This is a genomic window from Halogranum rubrum (assembly GCF_900114455.1).
GTDB lineage: Archaea > Halobacteriota > Halobacteria > Halobacteriales > Haloferacaceae > Halogranum > Halogranum rubrum.
The window spans coordinates 790,133-806,979 of record NZ_FOTC01000001.1 but is presented as its reverse complement, the minus strand read 5'-3'; the positions used below and the strand labels follow the sequence as shown (position 1 = coordinate 806,979).

At 62.7% G+C, this 16,847-nt stretch carries 28 protein-coding genes; 27 read left to right on the top strand and 1 reads right to left on the bottom strand.

Going from position 1 to position 16,847, the window contains the following annotated elements:
• From BM083_RS03820 to BM083_RS03700, 25 genes are all read left to right on the top strand, one after another.
• Entirely contained in the window at window positions 1-459 is a 459-nt protein-coding gene (locus BM083_RS03820; protein ID WP_009376098.1) for a 50S ribosomal protein L22, read from the top strand.
• Window positions 459-1,388 (top strand): 30S ribosomal protein S3, encoded by a 930-nt coding sequence (locus BM083_RS03815; RefSeq protein WP_009376099.1) that lies wholly within the window; start codon window positions 459-461, stop codon window positions 1,386-1,388. Before BM083_RS03820 ends, BM083_RS03815 begins: the two co-directional genes overlap by 1 nt.
• Window positions 1,388-1,594: a 50S ribosomal protein L29 gene (gene rpmC, locus BM083_RS03810; RefSeq protein ID WP_009376100.1), complete on the top strand. Its 207-nt coding sequence runs from the start codon at window positions 1,388-1,390 to the stop codon at window positions 1,592-1,594. The genes BM083_RS03815 and rpmC overlap by 1 nt, the downstream gene beginning before the upstream one ends.
• Before the next feature lie 9 nt (window positions 1,595-1,603).
• On the top strand, window positions 1,604-2,104 hold the full coding sequence (locus BM083_RS03805) for a ribonuclease P protein component 1 (protein ID WP_089865908.1): 501 nt from the start codon (window positions 1,604-1,606) through the stop codon (window positions 2,102-2,104).
• Complete coding sequence (locus tag BM083_RS03800) at window positions 2,095-2,427, top strand: 30S ribosomal protein S17 (protein WP_049894071.1); 333 nt, start codon at window positions 2,095-2,097, stop codon at window positions 2,425-2,427. The genes BM083_RS03805 and BM083_RS03800 overlap by 10 nt, the downstream gene beginning before the upstream one ends.
• Window positions 2,427-2,825: a 50S ribosomal protein L14 gene (locus tag BM083_RS03795; protein WP_009376111.1), complete on the top strand. Its 399-nt coding sequence runs from the start codon at window positions 2,427-2,429 to the stop codon at window positions 2,823-2,825. The genes BM083_RS03800 and BM083_RS03795 overlap by 1 nt, the downstream gene beginning before the upstream one ends.
• A gap of 1 nt (window position 2,826) precedes the next feature.
• Window positions 2,827-3,183, top strand: coding sequence for a 50S ribosomal protein L24 (rplX, locus tag BM083_RS03790; protein ID WP_009376112.1), 357 nt, complete (start codon window positions 2,827-2,829; stop codon window positions 3,181-3,183).
• The gene (locus tag BM083_RS03785; protein WP_009376113.1) at window positions 3,180-3,911 is read left to right on the top strand and encodes a 30S ribosomal protein S4e; all 732 of its coding nucleotides are present in this window, start codon (window positions 3,180-3,182) and stop codon (window positions 3,909-3,911) included. The genes rplX and BM083_RS03785 overlap by 4 nt, the downstream gene beginning before the upstream one ends.
• Window positions 3,908-4,432, top strand: a complete 525-nt coding sequence (locus BM083_RS03780; protein ID WP_089865905.1) for a 50S ribosomal protein L5 — start codon at window positions 3,908-3,910, stop codon at window positions 4,430-4,432. The genes BM083_RS03785 and BM083_RS03780 overlap by 4 nt, the downstream gene beginning before the upstream one ends.
• Window positions 4,429-4,605, top strand: coding sequence for a 30S ribosomal protein S14 (locus tag BM083_RS03775; protein WP_009376115.1), 177 nt, complete (start codon window positions 4,429-4,431; stop codon window positions 4,603-4,605). Before BM083_RS03780 ends, BM083_RS03775 begins: the two co-directional genes overlap by 4 nt.
• Window positions 4,606-4,607: 2 nt before the next feature.
• Window positions 4,608-5,000 (top strand): 30S ribosomal protein S8, encoded by a 393-nt coding sequence (locus BM083_RS03770; RefSeq protein WP_009376117.1) that lies wholly within the window; start codon window positions 4,608-4,610, stop codon window positions 4,998-5,000.
• A gap of 1 nt (window position 5,001) precedes the next feature.
• Window positions 5,002-5,538, top strand: a complete 537-nt coding sequence (locus BM083_RS03765) for a 50S ribosomal protein L6 (RefSeq protein ID WP_009376120.1) — start codon at window positions 5,002-5,004, stop codon at window positions 5,536-5,538.
• Window positions 5,539-6,249 (top strand): 50S ribosomal protein L32e, encoded by a 711-nt coding sequence (locus tag BM083_RS03760; RefSeq protein WP_089865902.1) that lies wholly within the window; start codon window positions 5,539-5,541, stop codon window positions 6,247-6,249. It begins immediately after the preceding gene.
• A complete protein-coding gene (locus tag BM083_RS03755; RefSeq protein WP_009376125.1) occupies window positions 6,246-6,707 on the top strand; it encodes a 50S ribosomal protein L19e in 462 nt (153 codons plus the stop codon). The genes BM083_RS03760 and BM083_RS03755 overlap by 4 nt, the downstream gene beginning before the upstream one ends.
• Window positions 6,708-7,262, top strand: coding sequence for a 50S ribosomal protein L18 (locus BM083_RS03750; protein ID WP_049894074.1), 555 nt, complete (start codon window positions 6,708-6,710; stop codon window positions 7,260-7,262). It abuts the gene before it with no gap.
• Window positions 7,259-7,909, top strand: coding sequence for a 30S ribosomal protein S5 (locus BM083_RS03745; protein WP_009376129.1), 651 nt, complete (start codon window positions 7,259-7,261; stop codon window positions 7,907-7,909). Before BM083_RS03750 ends, BM083_RS03745 begins: the two co-directional genes overlap by 4 nt.
• Window positions 7,909-8,373, top strand: a complete 465-nt coding sequence (locus BM083_RS03740) for a 50S ribosomal protein L30 (RefSeq protein ID WP_009376131.1) — start codon at window positions 7,909-7,911, stop codon at window positions 8,371-8,373. Before BM083_RS03745 ends, BM083_RS03740 begins: the two co-directional genes overlap by 1 nt.
• The gene (locus BM083_RS03735; RefSeq protein WP_089865899.1) at window positions 8,373-8,861 is read left to right on the top strand and encodes an uL15m family ribosomal protein; all 489 of its coding nucleotides are present in this window, start codon (window positions 8,373-8,375) and stop codon (window positions 8,859-8,861) included. The genes BM083_RS03740 and BM083_RS03735 overlap by 1 nt, the downstream gene beginning before the upstream one ends.
• A gap of 196 nt (window positions 8,862-9,057) precedes the next feature.
• Window positions 9,058-10,533 carry a preprotein translocase subunit SecY gene (gene secY, locus BM083_RS03730; RefSeq protein ID WP_089865896.1) on the top strand — a complete coding sequence of 492 codons (1,476 nt, stop codon included), beginning with the start codon at window positions 9,058-9,060 and terminating at the stop codon, window positions 10,531-10,533.
• A 285-nt stretch (window positions 10,534-10,818) separates the two neighbouring features.
• Window positions 10,819-11,016 (top strand): SymE family type I addiction module toxin, encoded by a 198-nt coding sequence (locus BM083_RS03725; RefSeq protein ID WP_009376136.1) that lies wholly within the window; start codon window positions 10,819-10,821, stop codon window positions 11,014-11,016.
• A 256-nt stretch (window positions 11,017-11,272) separates the two neighbouring features.
• A complete protein-coding gene (locus BM083_RS03720; protein WP_089865893.1) occupies window positions 11,273-11,473 on the top strand; it encodes a hypothetical protein in 201 nt (66 codons plus the stop codon).
• 129 nt (window positions 11,474-11,602) lie between these two features.
• A complete protein-coding gene (locus BM083_RS03715) occupies window positions 11,603-11,977 on the top strand; it encodes a DUF8159 domain-containing protein (RefSeq protein WP_009376142.1) in 375 nt (124 codons plus the stop codon).
• Window positions 11,974-12,924 carry an alpha/beta hydrolase gene (locus BM083_RS03710; RefSeq protein WP_089865892.1) on the top strand — a complete coding sequence of 317 codons (951 nt, stop codon included), beginning with the start codon at window positions 11,974-11,976 and terminating at the stop codon, window positions 12,922-12,924. The genes BM083_RS03715 and BM083_RS03710 overlap by 4 nt, the downstream gene beginning before the upstream one ends.
• Before the next feature lie 103 nt (window positions 12,925-13,027).
• A complete protein-coding gene (locus BM083_RS03705) occupies window positions 13,028-13,522 on the top strand; it encodes a hypothetical protein (RefSeq protein ID WP_089865889.1) in 495 nt (164 codons plus the stop codon).
• Window positions 13,523-13,607: 85 nt separating this feature from the next.
• Complete coding sequence (locus BM083_RS03700) at window positions 13,608-14,840, top strand: ornithine cyclodeaminase, nickel-pincer nucleotide-dependent (RefSeq protein WP_089865886.1); 1,233 nt, start codon at window positions 13,608-13,610, stop codon at window positions 14,838-14,840.
• 24 nt (window positions 14,841-14,864) lie between these two features.
• Here BM083_RS03700 and BM083_RS03695 read toward each other — a convergent pair whose 3' ends face one another.
• A complete protein-coding gene (locus BM083_RS03695; RefSeq protein ID WP_089865883.1) occupies window positions 14,865-15,266 on the bottom strand; it encodes a universal stress protein in 402 nt (133 codons plus the stop codon).
• A gap of 73 nt (window positions 15,267-15,339) precedes the next feature.
• Between BM083_RS03695 and BM083_RS03690 the strand changes: the two genes are divergently transcribed.
• Window positions 15,340-16,371, top strand: coding sequence for a DUF7490 domain-containing protein (locus tag BM083_RS03690; protein ID WP_089865880.1), 1,032 nt, complete (start codon window positions 15,340-15,342; stop codon window positions 16,369-16,371).
• Window positions 16,368-16,811 carry a DUF8060 family membrane protein gene (locus tag BM083_RS03685; protein ID WP_143085675.1) on the top strand — a complete coding sequence of 148 codons (444 nt, stop codon included), beginning with the start codon at window positions 16,368-16,370 and terminating at the stop codon, window positions 16,809-16,811. The genes BM083_RS03690 and BM083_RS03685 overlap by 4 nt, the downstream gene beginning before the upstream one ends.
• Window positions 16,812-16,847 lie beyond the last annotated feature (36 nt).

The window sequence follows — 16,847 nt, the reverse complement described above, 5'->3', positions numbered from 1 at the left end:
ATGGGTATCAACTACAGCGTCGAGGCCGACCCGGAGACCACGGCCAAAGGTATGCTCCGAGATCGGCCCATCAGTATCAAGCACAGCAAGGCCATCGCCCGCGAGATCAAGGGCATGACCGTCGCCGATGCCGAGGAGTACCTGCACGCCGTCGTCGACGGCGAGCGCTCCGTCCCGTTCAAGCAGCACAACTCCGGTGTCGGACACCGTTCCGACATCGACGGATGGGACGCGGGTCGCTACCCGAACAAGGCCAGCAAGGACTTCCTCAAACTGCTCGAAAACGTTCGCAACAACGCGACCGAGCAGGGCTTCGACGGCGAGGCCATGACAATCATGCACGTCGCAGCACACAAGACCGGCGAGCGAATGGGTCGCAAGCCCCGCGCCATGGGTCGTGCCGACCCGTGGAACACGCCGATCTGTGACGTCGAACTCATCATCGAGGAGTCTGAATAATGGCAGACGAACACCAATTCATCGAAGACGGACTGCAGAAGTCCCAGATCGACGAGTTCTTCGCAGACGAACTCGGTCGAGCGGGCTACGGCGGCATGGACGTCGCCAAGACCCCGATGGGAACTCAGATCGTCCTGAAAGCCGAGAAGCCCGGTATGGTCATCGGCAAGGGCGGGAAGAACATCCGCAAGATCACGCGCGAACTGCAGGAACGGTTCAACCTCGACGACCCACAGATCGACGTGCAGGAAGTCGACGAACCCGACCTCAACGCGCGAATCGTCGCGGACCGACTGGCCAACGCACTCGAGCGTGGCTGGTACTTCCGTAAAGCGGGTCACACGACCATCGACCGCATCATGGACGCCGGCGCACTCGGCGCCGAAATCGTCCTCGCGGGGAAGGTCACCGGTGCCCGTTCGCGTATCGAGAAGTTCAACCGCGGCTACATCAAGCACAACGGCGAACCCGCCGACACCGTCGTCGACGAGGGTCAAGGCGTCGCCGTCATGAAGCTCGGCACCATCGGTGTCACGGTGAAGATCATCCCGCCGGGAGCACAGCTTCCGGACGACTTCGCCATCGCAGAGGACGCCGAAGTCGAAGCCGTCGAACAGATCGAAGCGGACGAGGGCGTCGAAGGCCTCCTCGAAGAGCCGGAAGACGAGAAGATTCCGGACGTCGACGAAGACGCAGACGAAGTGCCCGACGAGGGTGCCGCAGAGGACCCCGAAGCCGCAATCGACGAGGAAGTCGTCGAAGAGGTCGTCGAGGAGACCGACGAAGAGCCGGTCGCCACGGGCGACGTCGACGACGACGACGAAGACGTCGAAGAAGAGCTCGACGAACTCGACGAAGAGGTCGAACAGGAAGCTGCCGACCTCGTCGCCGAGATGGAAGCCGACGAAGACGAGGAGGAGGATAACTAATGGCTATCCTCTACCCCGACGAGATCCGCGACATGACGCCCGCAGAGCGTGAGGCAGAGCTCGAAGAGCTCGAGACCGAACTGCTCAACACCAAGGCCGTCCAGGCCGCGGGTGGTGCACCGGATAACCCCGGTCGCGTCAAGGAACTCAAGAAGACGATCGCACGGATCAAGACGATCCAGCACGAAGAGAGCGACGACGAGTAATCATTCACGATGGCACTGACACCCGAAACCCTCACACGACACGAACTCAACGGCCTCTCGGTGCGGGTCGTCGACGCCGGCAACCCCGACCTCGTCGGGATCGCCGGCCGTGTCGTCATCGAGACCATGCAGACGCTGCATATCGATGACGGGGACCGGGTTCGTCAGGTGCCGAAGCGAGGGGCGACTCTCGAATTCGCGCTCACCGCGGGTGAGCCGGAGTTCACCGACGGCGGCTATCCGTCGCCGTCGATGAATCGGTCGCGTACAGATGAAGCCGCTGGGCGCCGCAAGGCCTCAGGGTCCACGTTCAAACGGGAGTCGGAAACTGCCGGGGTATTACCCGGTCAGTCTGGTTCGACCCGGAAGGGCTCGCCGGACGGAGACGGACGAACTCCGTCACGTACCGGTGACTGCGAGGACGTGGTCTACGTTACGGTGGATGGCGCACAACTGCTCTCACGACCCGCCCACCGCACCGAGAACGCAGGTGATTCGAAATGGCGTTAGGATTGAACGTACCAGAACCGGAGGAAGCATGCTCCGACGTGAACTGCCCGTTCCACGGAACTCTTTCCGTGCGCGGCCAGACACTCGAGGGCACCGTTGCCTCCACAGACATGGACAAAACCGTCGTTGTTGAACGCGAGTACGACGTTCGCGTTCCCAAGTACGACCGCTACATGAAGCGGCGTAGTCGCGTTCCTGCCCACGCACCCCCGTGCATGGATCTTCAGGAAGGCGACACGGTTCGTATCGCAGAAACACGACCACTCTCGAAGACGAAGTCGCACGTGGTCGTCGCAACGCTCACCGGTGAGGGTGATGCCTGATGGAAGCACTGAAGGCTGACGTCACGCAGGGCCTGGAGAAAGGCTCCCTCATCACGTGTGCGGACAACACCGGAGCCCGACAGCTGAAGGTTATCAGCGTCTCGGGCTACTCCGGAACGAAGAATCGACACCCCAAAGCGGGAATCGCCGACAAGGTGACCGTCTCGGTCACCAAGGGGACGCCGGAGATGCGGCGTCAGGTGCTGGAGGCCGTCGTGGTCCGTCAGCGCAAGCCCATTCGGCGACCCGACGGAACGCGCCTGAAGTTCGAGGACAACGCCGCCGTCATCATCGACGAGATGGAAGAGCCTCGTGGGACCGAAATCAAGGGTCCTATCGCGCGTGAAGTCGCCGAGCGCTTCGGGAGCATCGCAAGCACGGCAACTATGATCGTATAGTATGAGCCGACAACCACGCAAACAGCGAACCCAGAAGCGAGACGCACCGCTCCACGAGCGGCAGAAGCAGGTTCGTGCGACGCTGTCCGGTGACCTCCGCGAGGAGTACGGCCAGCGAAACGTCCGAGTCAACGTCGGAGACACCGTCGAGGTGCTCCGCGGTGACTACGCAGGGACGGAAGGTGAAGTCCTCAAGGTCGACCTCAAGAGCGAGGTCATCCACGTCGAGGACGTCACCGTCGCCAAGGCCGACGGCGAGGATACGCCGCGGCCGCTCGACGCCTCGAACGTTCGAGTCGTCGAACTCGACCTGGAAGACGACCGCCGAGAGGCGCGTCTCGAGGAGGGTAACGAATGAGTAACCACCAGAAGCGACTCTCGGTTCCGAACTCTTGGCCGATCGAGCGAAAGGAATCGACGTTTACCATCAAAGCCGGTGCTGGACCGCACGGCGAAGCGGGCGTTCCGCTCGTCATCGTCCTGCGCGACGTGCTCGGCTACGTCGACTCCGTGAAAGAAGCGCGTTACGCACTGAACGAGGGTACGGTGCTCGTCAACGGACACAAGTCCGTCGACCACCGCCGACCCATCGGGATGTTCGACATCCTCGCGTTCACGCAGCGTGACGAGTACTACCGCGTCTTCCCCGACGAGGGTGGCCGCCTCGCGCTCACCCCCATCGACGCCGACTCGGCAGCGAGCCGTCTCGGTAAGATCGCGGGCAAGCGTCAGGTCTCTGGCGGTGCCTTCCAGCTGCAGCTGCACGACGGGACGAACGTCCGCGTCGAAGAGGGCAGCGAGTACGGCACCAACGACTCGGTCGTCGTCGACAACGAGTCCAAAGAGATCGTCGCCCACTTCGCCTACGAAGAGGGTGCACTCGTGACCGCCATCGCCGGCAGCCACGCCGGCGAAATCGGCACGCTCGCCGAGATCACCGTCACTGCTGGGAGCGGCCCGAACACGGTCCGCGTCGAGCAGGACGACGGCGAGTTCGAGACGGTCGAAGACTACGTCGTCGTCATCGACGAGAACTTCACCGGTGACGACGAGGACGCCGTCACCACGACGGGTGATGACGAATGAGCGAGAGTGAAGGCGAGTTCCACGCGATGCGCCAGCCGCGTATCGAGAAAGTCGTCGTCCACATGGGCGTCGGCGAAGGTGGTCGCCCCCTCGCGAAAGCCGAGGACATCCTCGAAGCGATCACGGGTCAACAGAGCGTCCGGACGCAGTCCGGTCGCGCTGGCCAGGACTTCGGTGTCCGCCGTGGGACGCCTGTCGGCGCGAAGGTCACCCTTCGCGACGAGGCCGCCCACGAGTTCCTCGAGACGGCACTGCCGATCACCGACCTGAAGTCGAAGCAGTTCGACGAGAACGGCAACTTCAGCTTCGGTGTCGAGGAGCACACCGACTTCCCGAGTCAGGAGTACGACCCGCAGATCGGTATCTTCGGGCTGGACGTCACGGTCAACATGGTCCGTCCCGGCTACCGTATCAACAAGCGTGACAAGGTGACGCGCTCGATTCCGTCGAGCCACCGCCTGACGCCCGAGGACGCAATCGCGTTCCTCGAGCAGACGTTCGACGTTGAGGTCTCAGAATGAGCGAAACCGAAAGTACACCCACGGGCGAGCACGCGACGCGCCGCACGGGGCAGGAGAACGAGTGCCGTCGATGTGGCCGTAAACAGGGCCTCGTCGGCAAGTACGACATCAACCTGTGCCGGCAGTGCTTCCGCGAGGTCGCTCGCAGCATGGGCTTCAAGAAGTATCGATAACAATGGCAGGCAACGACCCACTCAGCAACGCCCTCTCCGGTGTGGACAACGCCGAGAGTGTTGGGCATCTGTCGCACACGGTTGAGCCCGCCTCGAACATGATCGGTTCCGTCCTCGAGGTCTTCTACGACCGCGGGTACGTCGACGGCTTCGAGTTCGTCGACGACGGCAAATCCGGTCGATTCGAGGTTGAACTGAAAGGCGCTATCAACGAATGTGGTGCCGTCAAGCCCCGCTACTCCGCGGGTGCAGGTGAGTTCGAAAAGTGGGAGAAGCGGTTCCTCCCCGCCCGTGACTACGGGACACTCATCGTCACGACGAGCCACGGCGTCATGAGCCACTACGACGCCCGCGAACAGGGCATCGGTGGCCAAGTCATCGCATACGTCTACTAACATGAGTCGAGTCGAAATCGAAATCCCAGAAGACGTCTCGGCCGAGGTCGACCACCTCGACCTGACCGTGGAGGGACCGAACGGAAGCGTCACGCGACGCCTCTGGTACCCCGCGGTTTCGGTGGCCGTCGAAGACGACCACGTCGTCATCACCGCCGACAACGAGAAGGCGAAGACGAACGCCACCATCGGAACGTTCGAGAGTCATATCACGAATATGATTCACGGCGTCACCGACGGGTGGGAGTACAAGATGGAAGTCTTCTACGCTCACTTCCCGATGCAGGTCAAAGTCGAGGGCGACGAAGTCGTCATCTCGAACTTCCTCGGCGAGAAGGCGCCGCGACGCGCGCAAGTTCGCGGCGACACACAAGTACAGGTCGACGGCGAGGAACTGACGCTCTCCGGTCCGAACAAGGAGGACGTCGGCCAGACCGCCGCCGATATCGAACAGCTGACGCGCGTCTCGGACAAAGACACTCGTGTCTTCCAAGACGGCGTCTACATCGTAGAGAAACCCACCGCAGGAGGTGCCTAAATGGCTGAAGACGACATTCAGGAACTCGAAGACATCAGTGGTGTCGGTCCCTCGAAGGCCGAGGCACTGCGTGCGGCCGGCTACGAGACGGTCGAGGACGTGAAGGCCGCGAGCCAGTCGGAACTGGCCGAGGTCGAAGGTATCGGTAACGCCCTCGCCGCTCGTATCAAGGCCGACGTCGGTGGCCTCGAAGTCAAAGAGGAAGAAGAGACCGAGGCAGAGGTCGAAGACGAGACCGAAGCCGAGGAAGAGCCGGAAGACGACGTCGAGACGGAGCTTCGCCCCCGCGGTCACGCGGACAAGAAGCCCCAGCTCGACGACGACACGGCGCGTGCGCTCGCACAGAAGCACCGCGAGGGCATGCCGCAGTTCAACCGGCAGGACTACCACAAGAAGAAGCGCACCCCGACCTCGTGGCGTAAGCCCCGCGGCAACCTCTCGAAGCAGCGCCGTGGTATCAAGGGCAAGGGCCCGATGGTCGAGGCCGGCTACCGCACGCCCAAGCGTGCTCGTGGGCTGCACCCGAGCGGCTTCGAGGAAGTCTACGTGAACAACGTCGACGACCTCGAAGGCGTCGACGGTGACACCCAGGCTGTCCGCATCGCCAGCAAGGTTGGCGGTCGCAAGCGCGAGCAGATCGAAGAGGTCGCCGAGGACCGAGAGATTCGCGTCCTCAACCCGACCTACGTCGAAGTGGAGGTTGACGAATGAGCAACCTGAGAGCACAGAAGCGACTCGCTGCGGACGAACTCGACGTCGGCAAGAGCCGCGTCTGGTTCGACCCCGAAGCACAGAGCGAGATCGCCGACGCCATCACGCGTGAGGACATCCGCGAACTCATCGAGCAGGGCACCATCAGTGCCAAAGAGGCCAAGGGCAACTCCCACGGCCGCGCTCGAGAGCGAGCAGACAAGCGCGCGTACGGCCACCGTAAGGGCCCGGGCTCCCGCAAAGGGAAGAAGGGCGGTCGGCGCAACTCGAAGGACGAATGGGTCAGTCGGATTCGCGCACAGCGACGCCGACTGAAGGAACTCCGCGACGACGGTCCGCTGAACCGAACGCAGTACCGCACGCTCTACAACAAGGCGAGCGGTGGCGAGTTCGACAGCGTCGACCGTCTCGAGGCGTTCATCCAGAACAACTACGACATCGAACTGGAGGACAACTAAATGGCAACTGGACCACGATACAAGGTGCCGATGCGGCGCCGCCGTGAGGTCCGAACGGATTACCACCAGAGGTTGCGCCTGTTGAAATCGGGCAAGCCCCGCCTCGTTGCTCGCGTGAGCAACAAGCACATCAGGGCGCAGCTGGCTACCCCCGGACCGCAGGGTGACGAAATCCACGCCGCCGCTTCCAGCGAGGACCTCGCAGAGCACGGTTGGGAAGCCCCGACGGGCAACCTCCCGAGCGCGTACCTGACAGGCTACCTCGCCGGCAAGCGCGCGCTGGACGCTGGTCTCGAGGAAGCGGTCCTCGACATCGGTCTGAACACGGCGACGCCCGGCAACAAGGTGTTCGCAGTACAGGAAGGAGCAATCGACGCAGGGCTCGACGTCCCGCACAACGAGAGCGTGCTGGCAGACTGGTCGCGTAACCGCGGCGAGCACATCGCCGAGTACGCAGAGCAGCTCGACGAGCCGCTCTACAGTGGGGACTTCGACGCCGCTGACCTGCCCGAGCACTTCGACGAAGTACTCGAGCGACTTCAGGAGGACGCATGAGCAGACGAAACAACAACGACGGCTGGGAACCGCGCACACGACTCGGCCGCAAGGTACAGAACGGCGATATCAGCTCGATGGACCAAGCACTCGAATCCGGTCTTCCCCTCAAGGAACCGGAGATCATCGACCAGCTCCTCGGTGGACTGGACGACGAAGTGCTCGACATCAACATGGTCCAGCGTATGACCGACTCCGGTCGGCGTGTCAAGTTCCGCTGCGTCTGTGCAGTCGGAAACCGCGACGGCTACCTCGGCTACGCGGAAGCACGCGACGACCAGGTCGGTGGCGCTATCCAGAAGGCCATCGAAGTGGCGAAGCTGAACATCATCAAGGTCGACCGTGGCTCGGGTTCGTGGGAGGACCGCCCCGGCGGTACTCACTCGCTGACCCGGAAGGCAAACGGTAAGGCCGGTTCGGTCACCGTCGAGATCATCCCGGCCCCGATGGGCCTCGGTCTCGCCGCCGCAGAGACCGTCCGGAAGATCCTCGAACTCGCCGGCGTGCAGGACGCCTGGACGAAGTCCGACGGCAACACCCGGACGACGGTCAACCTCGCGAAGGCGACCTACAACGCACTCCAGAACGCGTCGCAGTCGCGGACGCCACAGCGCGCCCGCGAGAAGCAGCGTGAGGTGAGCGACTGATGAAGGCAGTCGTTCAGATCCGTGGTGAGGTCGACCAGAGCGCCGACGTGCGCGACACGCTCGGTATGCTCAACCTCCACCGCGTCAACCACTGTACGCTCGTCCCGTGGACGGACACGTACCGTGGTATGGTGACGAAGGTCAACGACTGGGTCGCCTACGGCGAACCCAGCGTCGACGTCGTCGAGACGCTCCTCGTCAAGCGCGCCGAGCCCTTCCAGGGCAAGGAAGACGTCGACGAGGAGTGGCTTTCGGAGAACGCCGACTACGACGACTTCGGCGCACTCGCCGAAGCACTCGTCGACGAAGAGACCACGCTCAAAGAGCAGGGTCTCTCGCCGGTGCTCCGTCTCCACCCGCCACGTGGCGGCCACGACGGCATCAAGCACCCGACGAAGGAAGGCGGCCAACTCGGTAAGCACACCTCTGAAGGAATCGACGAACTCCTGGAGGCGATGCGATAATGACGAACAAGAAACGACGTCAGCGTGGCTCCCGCACGCACGGCGGCGGTACCCACAAGAACCGGCGCGGTGCCGGTCACCGTGGTGGCCGTGGCCGCGCCGGCCGCGCCAAACACGAGTTCCACAACTACGAACCGCTCGGCAAGTACGGCTTCAAGCGACCCGAGGACGCACAGACGACCGTCCTCGAAGTCACCGTCCAGAAGATCGACGAAGACGCCGCACTGCTCGCCGCAGACGGCCTCGCCGAGAAGGACGGCGACGCCTACCACGTCGACGCACGTGACCTCGTCGAGGACGGTTACGAGGCCGACGCCGTGAAGGTGCTCGGCAGCGGGCAGGTCCGTCAGGAACTGCACGTCGTCGCCGACGCGTTCACCGCAGGTGCGGTCGAACTCATCGAAGAGGCCGGCGGCAGTGCCGACCTCTCGGAGCGTGCCGAAGAAGAGGCCGAGGCCGACGAGGCCGACGCCGAAGACGACGAGTAAGTCGTCTCGTCTCACGCCGAACGATATCGTTTCGCACACTTTCTGCTTTTTCGAAGATTAAGCCGTGAGCACGCTCGTCAGCCGCCATAGAGACGTGTCAGCGGTTTGTTCTTCTTTCGCGTCGTCGCCACGTTCGGCCGCCTAAAAGGCGCTAAAGCGAAGCACCTACAAACCATGGTGATGAGTATATCCGTATATGGGATGGAAAGAAGCCGCTGAACCAGTGCTGACGCGCATGCCGTCAGTCGTCCGTCCGGAGGGTCACGTTCCCTTCAGACGGAAACTCGGCTGGACAGCGGGAATCCTCGTGCTGTATTTCTTCCTGACGAACGTCACCCTGTTCGGACTCGGAACCGAGACTGGTGACTTCTACGGACAGTTCAGATCGATTCTCGCCGGATCGCAGGGTTCGATTCTTCAGTTAGGAATCGGTCCCATCGTCACGGCGAGCATTGTCTTGCAGTTGCTCGGTGGGGCAGACCTCCTCGGACTCGACACCAACGACCCCCGAGACCAGATCCTGTACCAAGGCCTCCAGAAGGTGCTGGTGCTCGTCATGATCTGTCTGACGGGGATTCCGATGGTCTTCGCCAGCAACTTCCTGCCCGCGAGCCAGCAGCTCGCGAACACACTCCCCGGTGGGACGTTCGGCGTCCAGTCGCTCATCTTCGCCCAGATTGCGATGGGTGCGATTCTCATCCTCTTCATGGACGAAATCGTGAGCAAGTGGGGCGTCGGCTCCGGTATCGGGCTGTTCATCATCGCCGGTGTGAGCCAACAGCTCGTCGCCGGGCTGTTCGCGTGGCAGGGGCTCGGTAACGTCTCCGGGTTCTTCCCGACGTGGTTCGGTATCCTCACCGGAAGCGTCGAGATGCCCTCGCTGCTCACCGCCGAGGGGATTCAGGCGCTGTTCATGGGTCCCGGACAACTGCTCGCGCTCGTCACGACGGTGCTCATCTTCGCCGTCGTCGTCTACGCCGAGTCGGTGCGCGTGGAGATTCCGCTCAGCCACGCTCGCGTGAAGGGCGCTCGTGGTCGCTTCCCCGTGAAGCTCATCTACGCGTCCGTCCTGCCGATGATCCTCGTCCGCGCGCTGCAGGCGAACATCCAGTTCCTCGGACGCATCCTCGCGAGCCAACTGGAGAACATGCCCGCGTGGCTCGGCACGTACGGTCAGAACGGCAACCCGACCGGCGGGCTGTTCTACTACTTCGCGCCCATCCAGTCGCCCGGTGACTGGATGTGGTGGACCGCACAGACGACGGCCGAAGCGTGGCAGGTGCTCATCCGCGTCGGTATCGACCTGACGTTCATGGTCATCGGCGGTGCCATCTTCGCCGTGTTCTGGGTCGAGACGACGGGGATGGGTCCCGAAGCGACCGCCCGCCAGATTCAGAACTCCGGGATGCAGATTCCCGGCTTCCGTCGGAATCCACAGGTCATAGAGAAGGTCATGGAGCGCTACATCCCGCAGGTGACGGTCATCGGCGGCGCGCTCGTCGGTGTCCTCGCTGTCGCGGCGAACATGCTCGGTACCATCGGTGCCGTCTCCGGAACCGGGTTGCTGCTGACGGTCTCCATCACGTACAAGCTGTACGAGGAGATCGCAGAAGAGCAACTCATGGAGATGCATCCGATGATGCGCCAGATGTTCGGCGGTGGCGGCAACTAACTTTTTACACAGACGTTCCGTTTTCACACGACCTCCCGACGAGAGGCGTCACTCACCAACGACCGCTCCGTCGAAACTACCAGATGTCAGAATCTCTCGGACCGCATCCGGTCTAGCCGGAAGAGTTGCCGCCCCTATTTAGTCTCCTTGCTCGATAAAGCGGAACGGTATAGGTAGTAGACCGTCTGACGACTCATAGCCCACGCAGTCAGCGACTGTGGTCTCCGTGGTCGTTTCGTGTCGACGACGAGGACTCGCTGTAAAACTGTCGTGCGGAACACTCCGATGGTCAGACGAAAGACGCTCTCTCCGACAGGTACGAAAGATGGCGACGGCAAATATCGTAACGTTACGATCAATCTCCACGACGACGAACTCACCGTCGCCGGGATGGACGTCGGCGAAGAGGTGTTCGTGCGAGTGCGGGACAACAAGATAATCATCCAGAAGGCGTCGAAACCGGTAGTCGAACACGACTTCTGAGCGGTCGGTCCGTCTGCCGCAGGCGCTCGACTACGTTTGCCGCGTCTCACTACGTGACACCTATTCTCAGTCGTGATAGCTGGTAGCATACTATTTTATACACTCGTGAGAAAGAGACAGATAGGATGATTGACTCGATGGATGGATTCGACGTGACGACACAGCAGGACTCGACCCGTGCGACGATGCAGTCTCGTACCGGGGTCCGCTCGACGGCTCGGCGTGTCCGTCCGTCTGCCGCTCCCTTTGGTCTACGATGAGTGTTACCGACCGTGCAGAGACGACTGACAGTGCTGTACTCGACGAACTTCCCGAGTTCGAGTTAACCTACCGCTACGACGACGACGAGACGCCGACAGAGGTGACGATATTCGAAGGCACCGCCGACGAAGAACTGACGACACGATGGCTTACGATGGACTATCGGCACACCGTCGCGCTCGACGCCGTTCAGTAACTGGTCGACTACCACCTCGATTCGTTCTTCACACGTGTCCTTCAGTTGCCATCTTCCATCTGCACTCGCATCGCGATGTCGGTGTCGTCCGCGGTAAGGGTTTAGCCCCCGGCGAGTGTACCGGATGGTATGACAGACGACATAACGGGGTTGGAAGCCGAACTCCGGAGCAACGGAATCAGTGTCGAGCGAGTCGACCGCGGCGAGACAGTCGACCTCGTCTATATGACCGCCTTCCCCGGCGACAGCGTCCACCACATGGAGATGGGCCGCGCGCTCAACGTGTTCATCGACCTGGCAGAGGACGGTCGCTGGGACCCGGTGCCTATCGAGGCAACCGTCGTCCGTGCCGACGACGACGTACAGGGGACGTGGCGTGCCGAACCCGAGTGGTTCGAGGGACTACTCGGCTATCGGCTGAGCGAAGAGGACTTCTCGGAGCACGTCCTGTCGACGCTGTCAGAACCGACCGAGACGGCCGACACCGTGGAGGAGTCCGCATGAGTCACACACGGAGTCTCGTCGACGATGCAGAAGACACAGACGACGTGTCGCCGCGACGCCCCTCTCGTGAGTCCTTCTCGAAGGTTCGCGTCCGGTTCGACAGCGACGGCGAGGAGTGTGTCGGATGGCTCTACCGGCCGGACAGACCGGAGAACCCACCGATCGTCGTCATGGCTCCCGGCTTCGGTGCCGAGCGGACGTTCGGCTACCCACTCGTCGCCGAACGACTCGCCGAACACGGCTACGCCGTCTTACTCTTCGACTACCGACACTTCGGCGACAGCGAGGGTGAACCACGGAACCTCGTCAGTCCGAGTCGGCAGGTGGCCGACTGGCGTGAAGCCGTCGCTGCCGCCCGTGACTTCGACGACGTCGACGGGTCGACCGTCGTCCTCTGGGGCTACTCGTTCGCCGGCGGCCACGCGTTGAGTGTCGCCGCCGAAGACCCGCGTATCAGCGCCGTCGTCGCCATCGCCCCCTTCGTCGACGGGCGAGCGGCGCTCAAGAGCAACGGCATCAAGTACTCGCTCAAGGCGGTAGCGCTCGGTCTCCGCGACAAAATCCAGTCGCTCGTCCTCGGGCCGTACACCGTCCCCATCGTCGGCGATCCGGACGAGTTCGCCGTCATCAACCAACCCGGAGCGAAGGCGGGCGTCTTCGACCTCGTCCCGACCGGCAGCGACTGGGACAACGAGTGTCCTGCCCGGTCACTGCTCGCACTCCCCGGCTATCGACCGGCGACGACGGCCGAGGACATTCGGTGTCCGACGCTTCTCGTCGGCGGAACCGACGACGACGTCGTCTCGCTGTCGACTATCGAGTCCGTCGCCGACAGCGTCCCGGACGTGACGTACCTCCGACTCCAATCGGACCACTTCGGCTACATCGACGACCAGTTCGAGGAGTGTCTGAGCCATCAGTTGGCGTTCCTCGACGCGAATCTGTAGCACTCGGCCCGTTCTCCTTCTCGCTCTTCCTATCTATAGTTGACAACTCTGCGGAGCAGACTTTCGTATATATTTATAGTTCTTGCGGCCGTACAGTACTTCCATGACTTCGATTTCCCGGTCAGGTTTCACGTCGCTTGCACTCGTTCTCCTCCTTCTCGTCGGTGGCGTCGGGAGTGTCACCGCACAGAACGGCGCACAGACGAACCCCGAGTGGGGCGTCGACCTCTTCGAGTCTATGGAGTCGATGGTCGACGACTACAACGCTAACGCCGACAGCGTCGACCTCGGCCCGGTCAGCCTCGCCGGAGCGACGAACGTCTACGTCACCGACGGCGACGAGCGGGCGACGTACACCATCTACATGGACGGCGACCACCGTATCACCGACGTCCAGCAGGGCACCGACCCCGACGCGGTACGCAAGATGACGATGAGTCGGGCGACCATCGACCGCATCGCGAGTGCCGACAACCCGGCGGCGGCGTTCCGGTCGGCCGTCGAGTCCAACGACATCGTCATCAAGGGAGAGCCCGGCGAAGTCGTCGAGCAGATCAAGTGGACCGTCATCAACCTCGTGAAAGGCTTCCTGCTCTGAGTCGGTCCGTTCCGAACGACGACTAGCTGTCGCATTCTTCGACGAGTCCACAACCCTCATACGCTGTACCCTCCTCGTCTCGGCAATGACGCACTCTCGAACCGTCGAACTTGAGGGTCACATCATCGACTCCGGGATGTTGCAGCAAGTGATGGGGACCGTGATGGACCTCGGTGGAAACTTCAACGTCGAGCAGTTCGACGTCGGGGTCCACAAAGAAGAAGAGACCTACTGCCGAATGGATGTCTTCGCGGACGACGAGGGGACGCTCAAAGAGATCGTCCACGAACTCCACCAACTCGGCGCGAACCTCACCGACCCTGTCGACGCCAAACTGGTGGCTGCGCCGGCAGACCAAGTCGTGCCGACGGGGTTCTATTCGACGACGAACCACCCGACGCAGGTCCGACATGGTGGCGCGTGGCTCGACGTCGAGAACATCGAGATGGACTGCGCCATCGTAATCGAAGAGACTGAATCGGGGACGCGTGCGTACACGAAGGTACTCAACGCCATCGACGAGGGCGACCTCGTCGTCACCGACGAGGCCGGTATCCGCGTCGACCCGCCGGAACGCCCCCGCGACAGTTCCGGTCCGTTCGGCTTCATGCAGGGTGGTGTCTCCTCGGAGCGTCCGTCCGAATCGCTCATCCGGCAGGTCGCAGATGCACTCACGAAGACCAAAGAGGATGGGGGAAAGGTGCTCGTCGTCGCCGGACCCGCGCTCATCCACGCTGGTGCGGGCGACGACTTAGCACGTCTCGTTCGTGAGGGTTACATCGACATGATTTCGGCGGGCAACGGGTTCGCCACGCACGACATCGAACGCGGCCTGTACGGGACGTCGCTCGGGATGGATATGGAGACGATGGAGCACCCGCGGAAGGGCCACAAACACCACATCTACACCATCAGCGAGGTCATCCGCGCGGGCGGTATCGCCGAGGCCGTCGACGACGGCCTCATCACCTCGGGTGTGATGTACGAGTGTATCCAGAACGACGTGCCGTACGTGCTCGCGGGGTCTATCCGCGACGACGGCCCGCTACCGGACACCATCACCGACGCCGTCGAGGCACAGAACGCGATTCGCGAACAGGCTCACGAGGCGGATATGGTGCTGATGCTCTCGACGCTCTTACACTCTGTCGCCGTCGGCAACTGTCTCTCGTCGACGACGAAGGTGGTCTGCGTCGACATCAACCCCGCGACGGTCACACAACTGCTCGACCGCGGGAGTTCGCAAGCCATCGGGATGGTCACCGACATCGGGACGTTCGTCCCGTCGCTCGCGGACAAGGTGCTCGACGACGCGTAACTACCGGAGCGCGTTCTCTACACCTCAGACATCTTCCTGCGGGACGACCACCATCGGGCGGTTCGCCGTCAGGAGGATGTCCTGTGCGACGCTGCCGAAGACGACTTTCGACGTCGGATTCCGCTTTCGCACACCGATGACGAGTTCGTCGGCGTCGACCTCTTCTGCGTAGCCGACGACGTCTTCGGCGGGACTGTTCTCGCGGACGAACTGGTGTGTCTCGACGTCGGCGACGCCCGAGAGTCGCGCGGTGACGGCGTTCAGTGCGTCTTCACCGTCGCGAATCTCCGCTGCGGAGGTGTCGTCGCCGCCGCGCTGTGAGTTGACGGCGTAGACCGTATCACCGGCTTGGAGTCGGTCGTCGAGGTAGTCACAGAGCAGTGCGCTGGTGTGGACGGAGTTCGTTGCCAGGACGAACGTTGTCATACGTCCTTGCGCGTGGCGAAGATACATAAACTACTCCACAAAGTATTTGTCACAGACTCGTCCCATCTATGACATGAACCGCGAGACAGCACTGACGGCGACCGCCGTCGGCGTCGTCGTGGTCGCCCTCCTCGTCGCCGCCGTCGTCCCCGGCGTCCTCGCCGACCCGACCGACGACGGTCCGCTCCCACCGGGACGGGTCACACTGGCTGACGATTTGGCGCTCGCTCCGAGCGACGTCGACGGGCAGACTGCGACGCTCCACGTCGAGACGCGCCTCAGACACTACGGCAACCCCGCAGACAACGTGACCGTACGCTTCCGCGCCGTCGACACCGAGTCCGGCCTCGTCGAGACGACAGAGACGGTCGACGTCGGTAATCTCACGAGAGACGGCGAACGGGTCGTCGAGACGAACCTGACCGTCCGCCGCGAGGGTGGTTACCGCATCGAGACGGTCGTCTTCCGCGACACCGAACGCGTCGACTCCGGCACGACGACGGTCCAGGGTCTCGATGCGCTCACCCCTGCTTACGCACAGACGAGCGTCGGGTTCTCGGACTCGGACGTCTTGCCAGCAGTCTCCGTCTCGGTTGCCGACGCGTCGAACGACCGAACCGCCCTCTCGCTCGGCGCGTCGCTGACGAACCGTGGCGACGACCCCTCCGAGAATTTGCAGGTGACACTCCTGTTGCGACAGGCCGAGTCGAACATCGTCGCCGGCAGACAGACTGTCGACGTCGGCACTATCCGTCCCGGTCGGACGGCGACTGCCGAGACGGAGTTGACCGTCCCCTCGAACTACAACTACTACGTCGACGCCATCCTGTGGAAAGACGGTGTGATGGTCGACACCGCCCGAAGCGTGGCGAACCTCGACCCACAGCGACGGATTCAGGTGAACGAGTCCGTCGAAGACGTGGAGTTCCGCGTCGAAGACTTCGAGTCTGGTTCGGGAAGCGACGGCAGCGACTCGGGTGACCGTGGTGAATCCACCCGGACGACGTCAGAGGGTACGTCGCCTGGGTTCGGTGTCGTCACCGCCGTCCTCGCCGTCGTCACACTCCTCGTGAGTGTCCTCCTCGCCCGGTGGTGGTCGCGATGAGTGACCCGGGGCGAGACGTCGACGCAGGCGAAGGCGAAGCGACCGAACGAGACTCGAAACGCACGACGACCCCGGGAGACCTCAGAGACATGACGAACGAGATAGACGCGACGAGCGCGACGGACGCGACAACGACGACAGACGCGACGAACACGACCGACACGGCGAGCACCGACGGCGGAAGCACAGTCACGTCGTCGAACCGGTCGACCGAGTCGACCCGCGACATGCGGACGTACGTCAACTACGCACTTCTCGCCGGACTGTGTCTGCTGGCGTTCATCGCCGCGCTCCAGTTCTACTTCAGCGCGACGCAGGCCATCAGCGTCTGGGTGACCCGAGAGTACCGTCCGCTGTTCTCGATGGTGTTCAATCTCGCCGTCCTCCTCGTCGTCGGCGCGGGCATCACGTTTCAACTCCGTCGACTGTACGGCGAATAGAACTTACTCACCCGAGCGTTTATCCGCTCGCTGGCC

Coding starts and splice junctions, on each gene's coding strand:
- BM083_RS03820 (WP_009376098.1), top strand. CDS start 1: ATGGGTATCAACTACAGCGTCGAGGCCGACCCGGAGACCACGGCCAAA.
- BM083_RS03815 (WP_009376099.1), top strand. CDS start 459: ATGGCAGACGAACACCAATTCATCGAAGACGGACTGCAGAAGTCCCAG.
- rpmC (WP_009376100.1), top strand. CDS start 1,388: ATGGCTATCCTCTACCCCGACGAGATCCGCGACATGACGCCCGCAGAG.
- BM083_RS03805 (WP_089865908.1), top strand. CDS start 1,604: ATGGCACTGACACCCGAAACCCTCACACGACACGAACTCAACGGCCTC.
- BM083_RS03800 (WP_049894071.1), top strand. CDS start 2,095: ATGGCGTTAGGATTGAACGTACCAGAACCGGAGGAAGCATGCTCCGAC.
- BM083_RS03795 (WP_009376111.1), top strand. CDS start 2,427: ATGGAAGCACTGAAGGCTGACGTCACGCAGGGCCTGGAGAAAGGCTCC.
- rplX (WP_009376112.1), top strand. CDS start 2,827: ATGAGCCGACAACCACGCAAACAGCGAACCCAGAAGCGAGACGCACCG.
- BM083_RS03785 (WP_009376113.1), top strand. CDS start 3,180: ATGAGTAACCACCAGAAGCGACTCTCGGTTCCGAACTCTTGGCCGATC.
- BM083_RS03780 (WP_089865905.1), top strand. CDS start 3,908: ATGAGCGAGAGTGAAGGCGAGTTCCACGCGATGCGCCAGCCGCGTATC.
- BM083_RS03775 (WP_009376115.1), top strand. CDS start 4,429: ATGAGCGAAACCGAAAGTACACCCACGGGCGAGCACGCGACGCGCCGC.
- BM083_RS03770 (WP_009376117.1), top strand. CDS start 4,608: ATGGCAGGCAACGACCCACTCAGCAACGCCCTCTCCGGTGTGGACAAC.
- BM083_RS03765 (WP_009376120.1), top strand. CDS start 5,002: ATGAGTCGAGTCGAAATCGAAATCCCAGAAGACGTCTCGGCCGAGGTC.
- BM083_RS03760 (WP_089865902.1), top strand. CDS start 5,539: ATGGCTGAAGACGACATTCAGGAACTCGAAGACATCAGTGGTGTCGGT.
- BM083_RS03755 (WP_009376125.1), top strand. CDS start 6,246: ATGAGCAACCTGAGAGCACAGAAGCGACTCGCTGCGGACGAACTCGAC.
- BM083_RS03750 (WP_049894074.1), top strand. CDS start 6,708: ATGGCAACTGGACCACGATACAAGGTGCCGATGCGGCGCCGCCGTGAG.
- BM083_RS03745 (WP_009376129.1), top strand. CDS start 7,259: ATGAGCAGACGAAACAACAACGACGGCTGGGAACCGCGCACACGACTC.
- BM083_RS03740 (WP_009376131.1), top strand. CDS start 7,909: ATGAAGGCAGTCGTTCAGATCCGTGGTGAGGTCGACCAGAGCGCCGAC.
- BM083_RS03735 (WP_089865899.1), top strand. CDS start 8,373: ATGACGAACAAGAAACGACGTCAGCGTGGCTCCCGCACGCACGGCGGC.
- secY (WP_089865896.1), top strand. CDS start 9,058: ATGGGATGGAAAGAAGCCGCTGAACCAGTGCTGACGCGCATGCCGTCA.
- BM083_RS03725 (WP_009376136.1), top strand. CDS start 10,819: ATGGTCAGACGAAAGACGCTCTCTCCGACAGGTACGAAAGATGGCGAC.
- BM083_RS03720 (WP_089865893.1), top strand. CDS start 11,273: ATGAGTGTTACCGACCGTGCAGAGACGACTGACAGTGCTGTACTCGAC.
- BM083_RS03715 (WP_009376142.1), top strand. CDS start 11,603: ATGACAGACGACATAACGGGGTTGGAAGCCGAACTCCGGAGCAACGGA.
- BM083_RS03710 (WP_089865892.1), top strand. CDS start 11,974: ATGAGTCACACACGGAGTCTCGTCGACGATGCAGAAGACACAGACGAC.
- BM083_RS03705 (WP_089865889.1), top strand. CDS start 13,028: ATGACTTCGATTTCCCGGTCAGGTTTCACGTCGCTTGCACTCGTTCTC.
- BM083_RS03700 (WP_089865886.1), top strand. CDS start 13,608: ATGACGCACTCTCGAACCGTCGAACTTGAGGGTCACATCATCGACTCC.
- BM083_RS03695 (WP_089865883.1), bottom strand. CDS start 15,266: ATGACAACGTTCGTCCTGGCAACGAACTCCGTCCACACCAGCGCACTG.
- BM083_RS03690 (WP_089865880.1), top strand. CDS start 15,340: ATGAACCGCGAGACAGCACTGACGGCGACCGCCGTCGGCGTCGTCGTG.
- BM083_RS03685 (WP_143085675.1), top strand. CDS start 16,368: ATGAGTGACCCGGGGCGAGACGTCGACGCAGGCGAAGGCGAAGCGACC.